General features: G+C 70.1%; 26 protein-coding genes. 5 read left to right on the top strand and 21 right to left on the bottom strand.

All coding sequences use genetic code 11. The features are described 5' to 3' along the window. Positions 1-83: 83 nt before the first annotated feature. The 6 genes from IPH07_24135 to IPH07_24110 all read right to left on the bottom strand — a co-directional run bounded on the left by IPH07_24135 (position 84) and on the right by IPH07_24110 (position 3,791). Complete coding sequence (locus IPH07_24135; GenBank protein ID MBK6920512.1) at positions 84-326, bottom strand: hypothetical protein; 243 nt, start codon at positions 324-326, stop codon at positions 84-86. Between the two features lie 32 nt (positions 327-358). Beyond that, positions 359-619: a hypothetical protein gene (locus IPH07_24130; protein ID MBK6920511.1), complete on the bottom strand. Its 261-nt coding sequence runs from the start codon at positions 617-619 to the stop codon at positions 359-361. A 445-nt stretch (positions 620-1,064) separates the two neighbouring features. Then, positions 1,065-2,786: a hypothetical protein gene (locus IPH07_24125; GenBank protein ID MBK6920510.1), complete on the bottom strand. Its 1,722-nt coding sequence runs from the start codon at positions 2,784-2,786 to the stop codon at positions 1,065-1,067. Continuing rightward, positions 2,786-3,193, bottom strand: a complete 408-nt coding sequence (locus IPH07_24120; GenBank protein MBK6920509.1) for a hypothetical protein — start codon at positions 3,191-3,193, stop codon at positions 2,786-2,788. The genes IPH07_24125 and IPH07_24120 overlap by 1 nt, the downstream gene beginning before the upstream one ends. A gap of 4 nt (positions 3,194-3,197) precedes the next feature. Beyond that, positions 3,198-3,485 carry a hypothetical protein gene (locus IPH07_24115; protein ID MBK6920508.1) on the bottom strand — a complete coding sequence of 96 codons (288 nt, stop codon included), beginning with the start codon at positions 3,483-3,485 and terminating at the stop codon, positions 3,198-3,200. 3 nt (positions 3,486-3,488) lie between these two features. Further along, positions 3,489-3,791: a hypothetical protein gene (locus IPH07_24110; GenBank protein MBK6920507.1), complete on the bottom strand. Its 303-nt coding sequence runs from the start codon at positions 3,789-3,791 to the stop codon at positions 3,489-3,491. 125 nt (positions 3,792-3,916) lie between these two features. Here IPH07_24110 and IPH07_24105 point away from each other — a divergent pair, with 125 nt between their 5' ends. From IPH07_24105 to IPH07_24085, 5 genes are read left to right on the top strand one after another with little or no spacing between them, the layout of a single operon-like run. Beyond that, complete coding sequence (locus IPH07_24105) at positions 3,917-4,108, top strand: hypothetical protein (GenBank protein ID MBK6920506.1); 192 nt, start codon at positions 3,917-3,919, stop codon at positions 4,106-4,108. Then, positions 4,108-4,632, top strand: coding sequence for a hypothetical protein (locus tag IPH07_24100; GenBank protein MBK6920505.1), 525 nt, complete (start codon positions 4,108-4,110; stop codon positions 4,630-4,632). The genes IPH07_24105 and IPH07_24100 overlap by 1 nt, the downstream gene beginning before the upstream one ends. Next, positions 4,629-4,859 (top strand): hypothetical protein, encoded by a 231-nt coding sequence (locus tag IPH07_24095; protein MBK6920504.1) that lies wholly within the window; start codon positions 4,629-4,631, stop codon positions 4,857-4,859. The genes IPH07_24100 and IPH07_24095 overlap by 4 nt, the downstream gene beginning before the upstream one ends. Next, complete coding sequence (locus IPH07_24090) at positions 4,856-5,554, top strand: hypothetical protein (GenBank protein ID MBK6920503.1); 699 nt, start codon at positions 4,856-4,858, stop codon at positions 5,552-5,554. The genes IPH07_24095 and IPH07_24090 overlap by 4 nt, the downstream gene beginning before the upstream one ends. Continuing rightward, positions 5,551-5,937 (top strand): hypothetical protein, encoded by a 387-nt coding sequence (locus IPH07_24085; GenBank protein ID MBK6920502.1) that lies wholly within the window; start codon positions 5,551-5,553, stop codon positions 5,935-5,937. The genes IPH07_24090 and IPH07_24085 overlap by 4 nt, the downstream gene beginning before the upstream one ends. Before the next feature lie 4 nt (positions 5,938-5,941). On the opposite strand, the gene IPH07_24080 is transcribed toward IPH07_24085, so the two are convergent. The 15 genes from IPH07_24080 to IPH07_24010 form a co-directional block, all read right to left on the bottom strand. Further along, positions 5,942-6,880: a DNA cytosine methyltransferase gene (locus IPH07_24080; protein ID MBK6920501.1), complete on the bottom strand. Its 939-nt coding sequence runs from the start codon at positions 6,878-6,880 to the stop codon at positions 5,942-5,944. Positions 6,881-6,882: 2 nt separating this feature from the next. Beyond that, on the bottom strand, positions 6,883-7,164 hold the full coding sequence (locus IPH07_24075; GenBank protein MBK6920500.1) for a hypothetical protein: 282 nt from the start codon (positions 7,162-7,164) through the stop codon (positions 6,883-6,885). Beyond that, positions 7,165-7,407 (bottom strand): hypothetical protein, encoded by a 243-nt coding sequence (locus tag IPH07_24070; GenBank protein ID MBK6920499.1) that lies wholly within the window; start codon positions 7,405-7,407, stop codon positions 7,165-7,167. Between the two features lie 322 nt (positions 7,408-7,729). Continuing rightward, positions 7,730-8,302, bottom strand: coding sequence for a hypothetical protein (locus IPH07_24065; protein MBK6920498.1), 573 nt, complete (start codon positions 8,300-8,302; stop codon positions 7,730-7,732). Then, positions 8,299-8,796, bottom strand: coding sequence for a methyltransferase (locus IPH07_24060; protein MBK6920497.1), 498 nt, complete (start codon positions 8,794-8,796; stop codon positions 8,299-8,301). The genes IPH07_24065 and IPH07_24060 overlap by 4 nt, the downstream gene beginning before the upstream one ends. A 295-nt stretch (positions 8,797-9,091) precedes the next feature. Further along, positions 9,092-9,481, bottom strand: a complete 390-nt coding sequence (locus IPH07_24055; protein ID MBK6920496.1) for a hypothetical protein — start codon at positions 9,479-9,481, stop codon at positions 9,092-9,094. Beyond that, the gene (locus IPH07_24050) at positions 9,481-10,014 is read right to left on the bottom strand and encodes a hypothetical protein (GenBank protein ID MBK6920495.1); all 534 of its coding nucleotides are present in this window, start codon (positions 10,012-10,014) and stop codon (positions 9,481-9,483) included. Before IPH07_24050 ends, IPH07_24055 begins: the two co-directional genes overlap by 1 nt. Beyond that, a complete protein-coding gene (locus IPH07_24045; protein ID MBK6920494.1) occupies positions 10,011-10,925 on the bottom strand; it encodes a hypothetical protein in 915 nt (304 codons plus the stop codon). The genes IPH07_24050 and IPH07_24045 overlap by 4 nt, the downstream gene beginning before the upstream one ends. Next, the gene (locus IPH07_24040) at positions 10,918-11,616 is read right to left on the bottom strand and encodes a hypothetical protein (GenBank protein ID MBK6920493.1); all 699 of its coding nucleotides are present in this window, start codon (positions 11,614-11,616) and stop codon (positions 10,918-10,920) included. Before IPH07_24040 ends, IPH07_24045 begins: the two co-directional genes overlap by 8 nt. A gap of 92 nt (positions 11,617-11,708) precedes the next feature. Continuing rightward, positions 11,709-12,317 (bottom strand): recombinase RecT, encoded by a 609-nt coding sequence (locus IPH07_24035; GenBank protein MBK6920492.1) that lies wholly within the window; start codon positions 12,315-12,317, stop codon positions 11,709-11,711. A gap of 47 nt (positions 12,318-12,364) precedes the next feature. Continuing rightward, a complete protein-coding gene (locus tag IPH07_24030; GenBank protein MBK6920491.1) occupies positions 12,365-13,234 on the bottom strand; it encodes a PD-(D/E)XK nuclease-like domain-containing protein in 870 nt (289 codons plus the stop codon). Next, positions 13,231-13,524 carry a hypothetical protein gene (locus tag IPH07_24025; GenBank protein MBK6920490.1) on the bottom strand — a complete coding sequence of 98 codons (294 nt, stop codon included), beginning with the start codon at positions 13,522-13,524 and terminating at the stop codon, positions 13,231-13,233. The genes IPH07_24030 and IPH07_24025 overlap by 4 nt, the downstream gene beginning before the upstream one ends. Further along, a complete protein-coding gene (locus IPH07_24020) occupies positions 13,521-13,817 on the bottom strand; it encodes a hypothetical protein (protein MBK6920489.1) in 297 nt (98 codons plus the stop codon). The genes IPH07_24025 and IPH07_24020 overlap by 4 nt, the downstream gene beginning before the upstream one ends. Further along, complete coding sequence (locus tag IPH07_24015; GenBank protein MBK6920488.1) at positions 13,814-14,050, bottom strand: hypothetical protein; 237 nt, start codon at positions 14,048-14,050, stop codon at positions 13,814-13,816. Before IPH07_24015 ends, IPH07_24020 begins: the two co-directional genes overlap by 4 nt. Next, positions 14,047-14,289, bottom strand: a complete 243-nt coding sequence (locus tag IPH07_24010) for a hypothetical protein (protein ID MBK6920487.1) — start codon at positions 14,287-14,289, stop codon at positions 14,047-14,049. The genes IPH07_24015 and IPH07_24010 overlap by 4 nt, the downstream gene beginning before the upstream one ends. Positions 14,290-14,426: the final 137 nt, after the last annotated feature.

Below are 14,426 nucleotides of genomic sequence, written 5' to 3'. Positions count from 1 at the left end.
TGCAGCTCTCGCACGAGGCGCTCTGGCGTCACTCTGTCGCGCCCTGCGTTGCGGGCGAGGCACACTTCGATGGGCGTACGGACCTACACGATGCGGGCTGGGATGCCGGCCTGTTCGGCCATGCGCAGCAGCTGGGCTCGCGTGGCCCTGTGCGTGAGCGTGCCATCGTAGTACGCCACGCCGGGTCGAGCGTGCTGCTGCACCCACGTGGTCTTGCCGGCCCCTGGAGCACCGCACACAAGCACGGCGGACGACGACGAGGCGAGGGCCCTGCGCCACTCCACGATGGCCATCGCTCGCACCTCGGACTCGTCACGCACGCCCATGGCGCGGATCCTGTCGGGTGACACGACGGTCATCATGGGCGCCCATCGATCTCGATGCGGGGCAGGCCATCAGGGTGCAGTTGCCCCGGCGCGCGCCACATGGTGGTCGAGCACACCCACCCTTCCACGAGGTACAGGCGCGCGACCATGCCGGCGGCGTCTGACTCGTCGGCGGGCTGCCCTTCGACCTCGTGCATGACGATGACCGATGGTCCCTCGATCGAGACTCGACAGCCCTCCAGCGCCAAGAAGGCGGCTGCGTCCAGTGCGGTGGTGGCGATCGCGTGGGTCATGACGCAGCTAGGAGAGAGTACCCAAGCGGTGACCGAACTTGGCCACGTCGTCAAGCACTATGCGCAGAACGGGCAGCGCGCACCCACTGCTGCCCGTCTGGGTCGACCCACGTCCGCACTCGCGGGGCTGCAGGTCGACTAGATGGCATGGCACCTAGAGCGCGCAGGCGGTCACGCAGGCGTCGCTCGATCGCCCGCACCTGGTCGCTTCGGCCGGTGCCGCGCTCGGTGGCCCAAGCGCGCAGTTCGAGATCGAGGGGTCCGCCCATGGGCACGCCGCACCCACCGTCACGTCGAGGCCCGTAGAGCAGTGCACCGATCTCGACGTGGTCCCAGCACGTCCGGTCGGTGCTCGGTGGTGCGTCGTGGTAGCGCGGACGTGCGAGCTGCGGCCCTCGCTGCGCGGCGTAGAGGTAGGCAAGGGCCTGACGTGGGCTGCCGAAGATCACGCGGTCACCGTGTCGGGTGGCACCCGCAGGCGCAGGTAGGCGCCGGGGTAGTTGGTGTTGCCGGCCGTGGCGCCGCCGTTGGTCGCGATCGGGGATGCGACGGCAACGGTCGGGTCGGTCTCGTGGACGTTGCCGCCGGTGCCGTTCCCGTTGACCGAGCGGAAGATCTCGAACTCGCTCGCGTCCGACCAGTCGGCGGGGTTCGAGTCGGGCGAGTTGAGCGCGCGATCGGCCTGGAAGGCGAAGCGGAACGCAGCGGTGGCGGCGTTGTTTCGGCATCCCCAGTGGATGACGCCGGAGTCGGCGAGCGCGACGTTCGAGATCGACTCCTCGTGCCACGTGTCGACGTCGCTACCGCTGGTCTGCGACTGCCACAGCACGGATGCTCCGACCGCGTTGCCGACGGTGCCGCCTTGCGCGACGTGTGCTCGCAGCTGGGTGGTGTGCGTCGAGAAGCAGCACGCCCATGCGGTGAGCTGCAGCCCGAGGATGCCGGGGTGAGCGACGCCCATGTACAGGTCCGCGCCGCCGGCATCTGGCGCGGTGAGACTGGAGACCTGGTTGAGGTCGGTGGGGTCGTCGATGTGCGTGCCGACGCGCGTGGTCCAGACCGCGGACGTGCCGTCGGGCTCGAGGTACTGCAGCGCCATCATCACGTAGACGCCGGACGTGGTGATGCCCTCGCCTGCGAGGGTCGATGGGAAGGCGACCGCGGGGTCGGTGCTCATGGTGTCGTAGATCTCGAGCGCGTACGTCGAGCCGCCGCCCGAGTCGGGGAAGTCGGCGCCGACGAGGTTGCTGGCGATGATGTACCCGGGATCGCTGGTGCCGTTCGACTTCGCGACGAGTCGGATGTTGGTCGCGCTGGCGAGCGAGAAGACCTGCGAGGCCGTGAGCACACCCCATCGCCACCCGGTCGCGCCGGCGGGGATGACCACCTCGGCCTCGAGCGTGGTGCCAGTCAGGCTGGCCTGCGAGCCACCGGAGTAGACCGAGACGCGGACGTCGGTCGCACTGGCGGCGAGGTAGATGCCGATCGCGGTCACGATGACGTCGGCGCTCGGGCTGACCGCGAACTGCCCGATGCGTCCTGATAGCGGGTTGCCCGTGAACTGCGGCGTGCTGCGGCGGCTGCCCCATGCGCCGAGGCTGGTGGGGCCCCACATGCCGCCGACGGTGCACGAGGCGGAGTCGATCTCGCCGTCGATGGAAACCTCTGCACCGGTGCCGCCGATCGTGGAGTAGAGGCCGGAGAGCGCGGTGCGTGTCGCGGTCGCGACGTCCGATGCCGACACGGCGCCGGCGTCGAGTTGGACCTCGATCCCAGTGTAGCCCGCGAGCTCGGCCACGTGGTCGCCCGGGTCGATGCCGGTGTAGCGACCATCGCCGTCGTCGTGCGACCACCAGACGTAGCGGTCGGTCTCGGTGCCGGTGGCGGGGATGCGCCAGTAGAGGCCGGCGCGGGTGCTGCCGTGCGTGCCCTGCAGCGATGCCTGTCGGCGGTCGTGCCACGATGCGGGCCCGGCGGTGAACGTCGCCGTCTCGGTGGTGACCTCGGGCTGCTCGCCAGCGGCCGAGAGCGTGACCGCCGACAGCGATGGCGCCGCGCTACCGACCACGCCGACGGTGCCTGCGGAGGTCAGGCCCATCGACGCGAGTCGAACGCGCAGGCCCGGCGGTTGGGCGAGCGCGTGGAATGGCGCCCGTCGGCGTCGCATCACGCGTTCCCGGCCGACAGCGTGAACGAGGTGATGGAGACCGGCTCGGTCGAGACGATGTCGGCGTCGGTCAGCGTCAGGTCGCCGCCTCCACCTGTCGCGGTGACGGTCCCCTGCACGTGGCAGGTGGTGTCGCCGGAGTTGTAGATGCGGAAGTAGCCCGCGGTGCCACTGGCGTTCGCGCTCGCGTCCTGCCATGTGCCGGCCAGCGCCTTGCTCCCCGAGCTTGCGGCGGCGAGCCAGTCGGACGGCAGGCTCATCTGCGCGAGCACAGTGCCGGTCGCTGCGGTGGCGCAGTCGGACGGCGCGCTTCCGGTGTAGATGCGCAGGATGGGCGTGGTGCCGATGGTGGACTCGATGGCGTCGAGTTCGGCGTTGCGGACGGTGACGGATAGCTGCAGGGGCATGGCGTCACTTCACCCGATAGCGCACGTACCCGCTGATCGCGGCGCTGTCCGTGCGGTTGAGGATGATGTCGTCACCCGCGGCCTGCGACTTCAAGCCCGCGAAGGTGTACTGGGCACCCGCGATCGTGCCGAAGTCGGGGACGATGGGAGTGGAGCCCGAGCGGACCTCGAGCACACCGGCCGCGTCGGAGATGATCACGAGCTCGTCGATCGTGAAGGTCCGGTCCGCGGCCACGCTGACGAGCGTCGTGTTGCCGGTGGCGGCCGTGAGTGCGATGGGTGCGGTGGGCATCGATCAGTCCTTGGCGCATGGGATCGCGGTGCCGGCCGCGACCATCGCGGCGTAGCGTCGAGCCATTCGGCGGTGGTGAAGGCGAGCAGCCCATCGGATGCGCGGCAGCGTGCGCGCCATGGTCGAGTGGAACGCCTGCCACGCCTTCGGGTTGGCGGCGCGCTCGCGGTAGCTCTCGGAGATCACGTCGACGATGTGCTCGCCCAAGTGCATCGCGCCGGCGATCGCCTGGGCCTGCGCGGCGGGGACGTCCAGCTGCTCGAGCACCTGCTGTGCTGCGGCGCGGGCTGCGTCACGCGGGCTCATGCGCTCACCTGTGGCCGATCGGCCAGTGCTGCAGATCGTGTCATCGCTGGCCATCGTGTGCACGATTCCTCGGGCCTTGCAACTACTGGTTGCGGAACGCTGCAATATGTGTCGTTCTCGGCTACATGCAGCCCAAGCCGCCCACCGATGAGATCGGCGCCGCAATCCACGCGATCGTGACCATCCTCGGCGCGGCCGGGGTCGTCTCCCGCCTCGGGCTCACCGCCAACCAAGTCGCGATGATCCTGTCCGGCCTGATGGTGATCGCGGGCATCGTCCGCGCCGCCTGGCTGCGCCGGAGCAAGCAGGCCGCCTGATGCCCGACCGCCGACAGACCGGCGGCCAAGAGGCGCTGCGCGGCCCTACTCCTCGAGCGTCGACCGAGTACTCGATGCGTCAGCAGACGCCGCTGCCGGCCGAGTTGTCCGCCGTCAACGAACTCGTGCGCGCCGCCATCGAGGACGTGCTCGCGCGGCACCACGATAGCGACGAGTCGATCATCGCGGCGCGCGTCGGCGAGGGCGTGCGCGGGCGGACCCGCAGCTACCGCGGGGCGATCGGCACGCTGGGCGCTGCGCTCGTCGGCGTGCTCGCCTGGTCGTGGTCGCAGGTGCAGGCCTACGGCGACAGCCGCGAGGGCGCAGCCCGGGCAGCAGTGCAGGCCGAGCAGAAGGCGGCCGAGGCGACCGCGCGCGTCGAAGAGACCCACGACCTCGCCGAGGCGAACTCCACCCGCATCGACGTGCTCGAGGCCAAGATCGACCGGCTGCTCGTGATCGCCGAGACGCTCGAGAACCGGCCGAGCAACCTCCCGCCCGCACCGACGCCGAGGCGGAAGTGACCCCGGACGAGATGCTGCAGGCCGCGCGCTCCGACCAGGTGCACGAGCTGCTGATGGCCGTCCGGCTGCACTGCGTGTGGCTGCGCAAGCTCGAGGCGCGGCTCGTCGAGGCCGGACTCGATGCCGAGGCGACGACGACGAGGGACGGCCGGCGCGTGCTGACGTCGCACGCCGACGCGTGCCTCGAGGTGACCGAGCGCATCGACGTCGAGGAGTTGGACCGATGATCGGAGCATGGTGCGCCCGCCCCACGAAGGCCCAGATCACCCGCGCGAAGCAGCTGGGCATCGAACGCGTGCACCTGATGGTCAACGACCACAGCGCGGACACACGCCCGACCGACTTCCGGTGCGACGACCGGGCCCGCGACTACGCGGCGATGATCACCGATGCCGGGCTCGAACTGCACATCACGTCGTGGATCATGCCGCACGTGCTGTTCCTGACGCAGGCGTGCGCGCAGCTGACCCAGCTCGCGCTCGACACCGGTGCGCACTCGATCGAGTGGGACGCCGAGCGGCCATGGACGCACGCGACCGCGGGCCTGCCGCACGCCGACGCGGCCGCCATGATCCAGCTCTACGGCTGCCGCGAGGGCGTCTCCGGCATCGGGTATGGCGACCGCGGTGCGCTGCAGCCCCTGGTTGCGCGCGCCGACTACGTGACGCCGCAGGCCTACGTCACCACGACCAGCGGCCTATCGCTGCCCGGCGTGCCGCAGGTGCTCGCGCACTGGGAGTCGATGGCCGGCAGTGCCGTCGTGATCCCGGCCCTCGCGGCCTACCGCCAGCCTCGGGGCGGGCTGGTCGCCGCGTGGAAGGCAGCGGGCCGCCCGTCGACGGCGATGCTCTGGGCCCTTCGGCACATGGGCGCATCGTCGATCGCCGCCCAGGTTCGCGACCTCGCCGAGGCGATGGGGTGATCGGGCTGCTGCTGCGGCTCGCGCTCGACGTCCGCGTGGCGTCGATCGCCGGAGCCATCATCGCCGGCCACCCGGATGCCGCGGACCGCGTCGTGGCGATCGCCCGCCGTGAGTCCGGCCTGGCGCTCGTCGGCGTCCACGAGCTCGATGCGCGGTGGTCGAGGAGCTTGCGGCCGCGCGACTGTGCCGGCCATCGGGGTGGGTGGTCGACCCGTGGCGCCCACGGGCAGATGGCCGCCTACGCCCTGCAGTACCTGCCGGCCCCACTGCGCTGCTCGCCGTGGCTGATCGACGTGCCGATCGTGTCGGCGTGGGTGGCTGCTCGACGCGCGACGTCACGGCGGTGCCTGGCCGTCAGCCGGTGCCGCTCGTGGGCTTCGTGACCGTTCATCCGCGCTTGGAAATCTGCTCGACGATCGCCCGCATCACCGGCGGGCAGACGGCGTTGCCGACGAGGCGGCAGTCGTCGCTGACGCGGCCCGTCAGCTGGTACGAGTCCGGGAAGCCCATCGCGCGCGCGTACTCGCGGCTCGTCCACATGCGTCGGATCAGACCGCCGCCTCGCGTCCGGCGGATCCACGCGCGCTGGTGCTTCGTCGTGATCGTCGTGACCGGATCGCAGAGGTCGCTGCCGACGTCGTCGGTGACGTAGTTCGCCACGAACGTGCGGTCGGGGTGCTGCCGTGCTGCTGCCCGCTCGATGCGCGCGCGAGCACCGGGCGGGAGCTCGGCCACGTCTCGCCACCCGCGATCATCGGCCGGGTCGAGGATGTTGAACGCCTTGCGTGGCTCCTCGACCGGCAATGCGAGCACCAGGCCGCGATCGCCTCGGGCCGCGGCGATGAACAGCCGCTTGCGCCGCTGCGGCACGCCCGACCACGCCGCGTCGATCACGTGCTCGGTGAGGATGTAGCCGAGCCGCTCCAGCGCGTCACACCACGACGGGTAGAGCGCCCACGTGCGGAACTCGGTGACGTTCTCCACGACGGCCAGCGGCGCGCGCGTGGCCTCGAGGCACGACACCACGGCCCACGCCGTCGAGCGGTCGGCGTCGTGCTTCGCGGCGCTACCGCGGCGACCAGTCCCGCCGGCCGACGCCGCGCGGCTGTGCCCCTGGCACGCTGGCGACGCAAGCACGAGGTCGCAGCTCGGCGCGCGCGACCAGTCGCACTGATGCAGGTCCTGGCAGACGTGCTCGGTGTCCGGGTGGTTGCGCTGATGCACCTCGACGGCGAGCGGCCAGTGGTTCGCGGCCCAGACGACCGCCGCGCCCGCCTGGCGCGCGCCCTCGGAGCTGCCGCCGGCGCCGGCGAATAGATCGATCACCTTCACCCGTCCCTCCTCGAGCCCGGCACGTCACGCGGGCACCGCACCTGCACCCCCGCATCCTGCAGCGCGAGCCGGATGGGCCGGCGCCACCGCAGCGGCACAGCCGGCGACATGCCGACGAGTCCGCCCCGGCTGACGAACAAGAACGAGTCGACCGCGTTGCCGAGCTGCACGCGCTTGCCCCACGGTGTATCGCGGACAGTGGGCCGCATGGTACCTCGCGTGTCGACGGACGCGACGGCGGAGACGAGGGTGTCGACGTCGAAGGTCTCTTGCGTCATTCAGAACGTCCAGACCCCGCTAGCCGCGGGCTTCGAGGGTGCGTCGCGCTCGTGCTGCTCGATCCACCTGATGGCGTCCTCGCGCGAGATCGAGGGCACGCCGATCGCGTCCATGTGCTCGTTGAGGATGGCCTCGACCTTGGCGGTGAGCGACTGGAGTTCGTCGCGCGGGATCCAGTGCAGCCGGACGAACACCTGCGGCCGGATGGAGATGCTTCGTCGTCGTTGCTTCTTCGTGCTCATGTCGACCTCATCGGCATCGCGAACACGGTCCAGCGCCTGATGAACCGGCCCCCGGCCGTGAGCGGGCGGGAGTCGTCGCTTCGGACGTGTGGGGGGTCCGCCTGTCGAGGCCCCCCCGGGCCGTCGGCCGCCGCACTCGTCGCATGCGCCGGCCATCGACCCGTCCTCCCCGTCGAGGTCGAGAGCCTCGTCGTCTTCGCACGTGCCATGATCGCGACACCTCGGCAGACATCGGGCAGCAGTGAACGGCAGCATCGACAAATCCGCGCGGCGTTGTCGAACCAGGCCTGTCGGCCGTCGTTCTCGTCTTCGCACTCGGCCATCACCCGTCCCTCCGCATCGACTCGTCGCCCGCCGCAGTGCATGACCGCGGCTCGTAGGGGTGCACGCGCGGCAGCTTGGCGCAGGCGCACGCTGGGTGCTTCGGCGCGAGGTCCCGCGGGACGAGGCGCTGTGCTTCGCGGAGGATGGCGACCTCGCGGGTCGCCGCGTCGAGCTTGCGCATCAGTGCGTCGAAGGCTTGCGCGCTGCTGCTGGCCTCCGCCCGCCTGCGATGCTCACGCTCGAGGCCCAGTGAGAGATTCGCATCTTCGACCTCGGCCTGCAGCCGGTCGCGGGTCGCCGCCATCTCGGCGATCACCTTCGACGCGCCGTCGAGCTTCGCCTGCAACACGTCGCTCTCGGTCGTCACGTCAGCGAGCTTCCCAAGTAGCTCGGTGAAGCTGTCGACCTCGGTGCTGCTCTGCGCCTTCTTCGTCGCAATCGTATCGGCGATGGCGTCGTCCCGCTCGTTCTCCGCATCCCGCAACTCGGCCTCGAGCCGGCGCACGCGGTCAGCGTTCGCGCGCGCCTCGGCGAGCTCCGCCTGCACGCTCAGTGGTAGTTGGTCGGTCATGCCTCGTTCCCCCATGTCGTCCACCCTTCCCGAGGCCCGCGCGCGAACATTTCGAGTCGCGGCCCCGGTGACACTCGTTCGATCGTCGCGATCGCCTCGTCGGGCTTGCGCGAGTGCTGGCGCCGCTTCGCGACCACCAGAGACGATGGTGCTCGGGCGGGCTTCATCGCCGCGCCACGCACCGCGAGGATGCAGCCCTCGTGCTGCCCTCGCATGTACTGCCCGATTCCGATGCGGTCCTTCGCCCACGCCATCGTGCGCACGTAGCGGAAGTCGAGCGCCTCCACGAGCTTGAGCGCGGCGAGCAGGTGGTTGTCCGTGTACCAGCACCACAGGTGGCACGACGGCGCGGGCGTCCACACCGGCGCGCGCAACAACACGGAGAGCGTCTCCTGCCACCGCATCAGCGGGTAGTGACGGTCGGCGCCGCGCTTGATCTTGCCGCCGCCGCGCTCGGGCCACGGCGGGTCGATCATGATGCACGCGAACGTCATCGCCTGCCTCGCCCTGCAAGCGCTTCGGCGGCCGCTCGCTTTGCGCTGCGCAACGTGAAGTTGCGGCCTGCGATCCATTCGCGCAGGTGCGGGTTCCAGACATCCCACCACCACCACCCGCTTGCGCAGCGGGTCATCACTCTCGTAGCGCCCGCTGGTGCGCGCGTAGCTCGGCCTCGTAGCGCAGCTTTCGGAGCGCGAGGCTCGTACCAATCGGTGTTAGCAACAGCAGCCAGGGCGATCGGCGTGATCGCGACGATGGCCAAGATGGCCGCGCCGAAGATGTCGGAGTGGCTCATCGCCCACGCTCCACGTCGTCGCGCTCGTCGACCAGCTTCGCGATCTCGCAAAACACACTGCGGCAGACCTTCTCCCGTTGTTCCGTGATGTCTCGCAGCGGGACGATGTCGATGCTGCGGCTGTGCCGAGGGTCGCGGCGAACTGCCCACCATCCGGCCGACTTCGTTGGTGCCTCCCATACCCACGAGCCATCCTCGAGCGCCGCAAGTTCGGCTGCCCAGTCGCGCGTCGACAGCTTGGGTCGGGGCGCGATCGCCGATGCAACCGCGCTCAGGTCCGCGCTCACCCGCTGGAGCTTTTCGAGCACCGATCGCTGCTCTGTCTGGCACATTGCGAGCAGATCACCGAGTTGTTGGATCTGGTATCGTAGGTCTTCGGTGTCCATCAGTCCTCCTCCACGCCGGCAATGCGGCGGAACTCGCTCAGCAGCTCGCGCAGGTACTCCGACCACAGCACGCCGGGCCGGATGGGCGGCCACCGCGGCGGCATGTGCTGCGACGGTCGGGCCACCGGGATGTCGCGTCGATCGGGTGCTCGCGGCCGCAGTGCGAGGCACGCCCGCACGCGCTCGGGCAGCGCGGCGTAGACCGCCTTCGCGTCGTGCTGGTCGTCGTCCTTCGGCCGCGCGCGCTGCCACTCACGCAGCGCGTAGACGTTGTCGGGCTGCTCCTGCCAGGCCAGGTCCGCAGCGCTGTGCCGGGCCCACGCGGCCATCCGGCGAGCGTGCTCGACGTCCTCCGCCGACACCCGCAGCAGCACCAGGCCGGACACCTGGTCCCGACGGGCCGCCGCAAGCTCGCAGTGCAGCGCCTCCCACCAGCTCGCGAAGTGGTCGCGGGCCTCGAGGTCGGTGGGCCGGCGGCGGATCGTGGTGCGCAGGCGGCCGAGGATGGCGCCGATGTCCAGCTGGTCGCTCATGGCTCAGCCCCCGCGGGTTCCCAGTCGGGCAGTTCTCCGAGCGCGTCGAGGTCCACCGGCGCCACGTCGGCAGCCCCCGCATCGACGGCGTCCCGGTACCGCCTGAAGCTCGCAGGACGGCACAGGTGCTCCCAGGTCAGCGACCCGTAGCGGTCGCCCGCCCTGTCGAGCTCGAGGCGCCTGCGGACCGCCAGGGCCCACTCGGCGGCCGATGGCTCCTCGGCGGCGTAGAGCTTCGCCAGGCTGTCCCGCATGCCGTCGGTGAGCCGGCGGGGACCGGCAGCGGTGCCCGGGCTCAGCTCGCGGCAGGCGGCCACCAGCGTCGCGAAGCACTCCTCGGCGAAGCCGTCGGGCGGCGTGCGCCTCGGCTTTCCGCGGCGGGGCTTGGCCGGTGCAGCCGAAGGCGAGACCAGGACAGGACCCCCCTCCGCTGGCGGAGGGGTTGGGGGTGGTTTGTTAATCTCCCGTCTCCCGTCTTCCGTCTGTGCGTCACAAATCACGAACTGTGCGCGCACATCTCCGTCACCGCGTGCGTCACATGGCGCGTCACGGTGACGCTCTCTGTAACGCCTGGTGCGTGTCGCCGACGACGTCTCCTGCCAGTGCCCGTAGCGGGCAAACCCGACCGCACCGTCATCGCGGACGGTGAGGGTCCGGCACTTCACCAGTTCCGCGAGCTCGCGGTCGAGCTGCTGCCGGGTCCGATGGGTCGCTCGAGCCAGCGCCTCGCGGCTGATCGGCGAGCCGTCCTCGGCGAGCAGCCACCCGCCCGAGTCGTACTCGCCATCCCACGTGGCCAGCAGGAGCAGCAGCGGCCCCAGGCCGAGGGCTCCGCCGCTCAACTCGACGTGCGCCGGCGTCGTGAGCCACGCGACCCACAGCTTGATCCAGTGCCGCGCGCGCTCAGCCACGAACAACCTCGATCTCGATGCGCGGCGACTCCTTGTCGACGGCGCGGTTGAGCGTGACGGGCAGGCACTGGCGGTCGTTCTCGACGATGCCACCGAGCTGCAGTGCGTCGATGCTCGCCTTGCTCGTCGCGTCGACGTCGCCCTGCCAGGTGGGCCAGTAGGTGACGATCGAGACCGTCACGAACGACGGCTTGCGCACCGTCGTCCATCCTTCGGCGTGGCGCTGCGATGCGACCTGCAGCGCCATCTCGTCCAGCCCGCTCCTGTACTCGCGAGAAAGGATGAGTCGGCCGGTCGGGCGACGGCGCCGGTCGTACTCGGGCACGTGTCGTCGGTTGTTCGAGACGTCGCCGGGGTTGACGCGCAGAACGAGACGAATGGAATCGATGGTGCTCACGCGTCCCTCGTCGCGCGTGCGCCGCTGCGCCGCCGCGCGCGCCGAGAGCCCGCCGCTGCGGGCGGCCGCCCCGCCGGCGTCACCTCGATCCGCGATCATGTCGCCCATCCCCGTCGCTGCCCTTCGCACCGCTGCTGCCGACGGTCCGTCCTCAACTTCGTCCGCAGCCACGCGGCCACGTGGTAGAGACGTGGCCCAGGCCAACTCCTCCCGACCGCCTCTCCGGCCCGCCCGCCCGCGCTCGGGCTCCCGTGGTGCTCCCTCACGCTGGCCCGTTCCGATGAGCGCACGCACGGATGCGCTCGTCACCCGTCGACGCTGAGATCCACATGGCGCGGGCCCCCTGGCCCCGTCGCCGCGCTTGCCGGCGCTCTCGTTTGCGTGGCTCATGGTGCGTCCTTCGCAGTCGGGTCGTCGTCGTAGATCACTTCGGCGGGCTCGTCGGCAGGCTCCGAGATCAACTCGTCGACGGTTGTCGCAGGCTGCTGCTGACGCACAACGTGCTCGCGCGGGAACTCGTCGCGCTCATAGACGCCGCCCATCCACTCCGTGAACGCCATCCGGTGCGCGAGCGCTTCGGTGCACTTCGCCAGCATGTGGTGTGGCGACGTCTGCCACGGCCCCATCAGCTTGCCGTCGCGACCGAACCGCGCGAACTCGCGGAACAGGCAGCGAGCCGTGTAGCTCTCCTTGCCGCCGCGTCCCCATCGATGCACGGTGATCTCGCATGCCGATGGGATGCGCTTCTGCTCGTCGACGTAGTCGAATCGAGGGGCTTCGATGCCGGCGAGGCCGTTGCGGCGAGCCACCGCGCGGAAGCCGTCGATCCCGGTCATCACGACGAACCGGCCTTGGAAGATCAGCCCGTAGATCTGGCGCCGCAGCGGGTCGAGCCCGGTGCGCTTGCCGACCTCGCACAGCAGCGCGAACTGCTGATCGTTCAGGTTCGTACCGGCGCAAACCTGCTTGAGCATCAGGCGCTGCTCGTCGCTCATCTCGGAGTAGGCGAGCGGTGCAGGCGTTGGGATGGCAAGTGCTTCGGTCATGCTGCGAACTCCTCTCGTCGACGCCGGTCGACTTCGTCGCGTGTCTCCGACCGCATCAGGTAGAGCGGCGGGCTCGCCACCTGCAGGCCGTGGCACTCACGCGGACGCCAGTCGCCGGACTCCATGCGCGACTGGATGCCTGCCACGATCTCGTCGACCTCGATGCGCGCAGCCGTCTCCCAGTCCGAATCGAAGCGCCAGACCCAGACGTGGTGCGGGGCGTGGCTGCGAACCGACACGAACACGAAGGCCCGCGCCGGCTCGGCGTAGCAGGCCTGGTGCCCACGCATGTACCACTCCGCCTTGCGGTGGTACCCGAGCGTGGCGGCCTGCCGCATGACGTCAGCGAAGCTGTCGGCTGCCGTGGTCTTCAGGTCCACGATCACACGCTGGGCTCGCAGGTAGCGATCGAGCCGCGCCTTGCAGGGCCAGCCGTTGATCGACCACTGCAACGTGTGCTCGGCAAGGCCCGGCAGATCGAACAGCAGCTTTCGTGCATCGGCGTGGCCATGCAGCGCCGTCGCCATCGCCTCGATCGTGTCGTTGTCGGTCTCGCTGACGATCGCCTTGCCGGCCTTCCGCGCCTCGACCTCGAAGGCCTTCCACGCGTTCGTGCCGCGACGCATCGAGTGGCGCCCTTCCTCGGTCGGGCCGCCGCGCCAGATCGCCACGCTGCGCTCGTAGGCCTCGGCACCCTCGAGCACGAGGGAGTGACATCCGGTCCCGACCTCGGTCTCTTGCGTCGGTGCGCCGCGCTCCATCGAGCGCTCCACGTGGCACAGGAAGTAGCGCGTCGGGTCGGCAAGGTAGTCCTCGTTCGAGGATGCCGACCACGCCCGGATCTGGTGATACTCGTGCGCCTTCATCGGCTCTCCATCGCGAGCCTGACGATCGCCTCGCGCTGGTCCGCGTCGAGCTCGACACGGTCGCCCTTGACCCACGCGTCCACCCACGCCGCCCGCGACTCACCGTCGAGCGCGACGACGCACTCGAACTCCGTGCCGTCCTCGTCGGTGTAGTCCACGGACACCTCGATTGGCTCGAGCTGGCTGACGCGGCAGCGCGGCGGAGCGTCGTACTCGCGCGGGTCGTCGGCGAACTCGTGCCACGACACCTCCTCGCGGATGAACAGGTCATCCAGTCGTCCGGCGATCATGTCGACACCACCGGGCAGTGCAGATCGAGCAGGATGCGCAGTGCTTGCGCAGCTTCGCGGACCGCCTGCTCGTACGCGTGCAGTCCTACTCCGCCGGGGCCTGAGGTGATGATGTCGCTCAACTTGCGATAGGCATCGTCCACCTCGCGCATGCTCGCGATGAAAGCTGCGCGTTCGTGAATGCGAGCCCACGGCGTGATGACGTGCAGATCGCGTAGAGGCTGCGCGTAGTCTTGGTCCGTGATGATGTGCAGATCGCGTAGAGCCTGCTCGTAGTCTTGGTCCGTAATCACTCGACCCTCCTTGTGGCCAGCGACCACCGTGCGTGTGTCTGCTGCAGAGCGTCGACGAGCCCGACCAGATCGGTCCGCGTCGTCTCCACGGTGATCGGCGGCGCGTCGCTGCGTGTCGTCACGATCACGCGCCAGCCAGTGGGCAGCGGCTCGACGTGCGGCCGCATCATCGCCATCGAGAGGATGGCGTCGAGGGCCCCTGCTTGGAGCCGGATCAGTTCGTCGAGGCTCATGGGCACACCGCCTCGTGACGCGCTGCGCAGAGGCAGCGACGGCGGACCTCGGCGATCGCCAGCTCGAGCGAGTCGTGCCACGAGGTCAGGCCGTGGCGGTCGTCGCGGGCCCACGCGCGCCCGCTGGCGAACAGGTGTGCCGAGCCGATGGCGGTGCCGCCCTCATCTCGGATGCGGACGAGCGCCACGCTTCCCATCGAGGGGACAGGCGTGGCCGTGCAGTAGGGGTCATTGGTCATCGTGTCCTCCACGCCCAAGCAAGGAACAGCATCAGCGCGCCGACTAGCAGCAACGCAATCCACAGTGGCTCCGGCATCGTCATGCAGTCCTCCGCATCCGAGCCGCGATGATCTCGATTCGCAGGCACGCCATGCGC

The sequence above is a fragment of the Deltaproteobacteria bacterium genome, assembly GCA_016709225.1.
Lineage (GTDB): Bacteria > Myxococcota_A > Polyangia > Nannocystales > Nannocystaceae > Xiheibacterium > Xiheibacterium phototrophicum.
The sequence above is the reverse complement of the archived record's forward strand: the minus strand, read 5'-3'. Positions and strand labels throughout refer to the sequence as shown.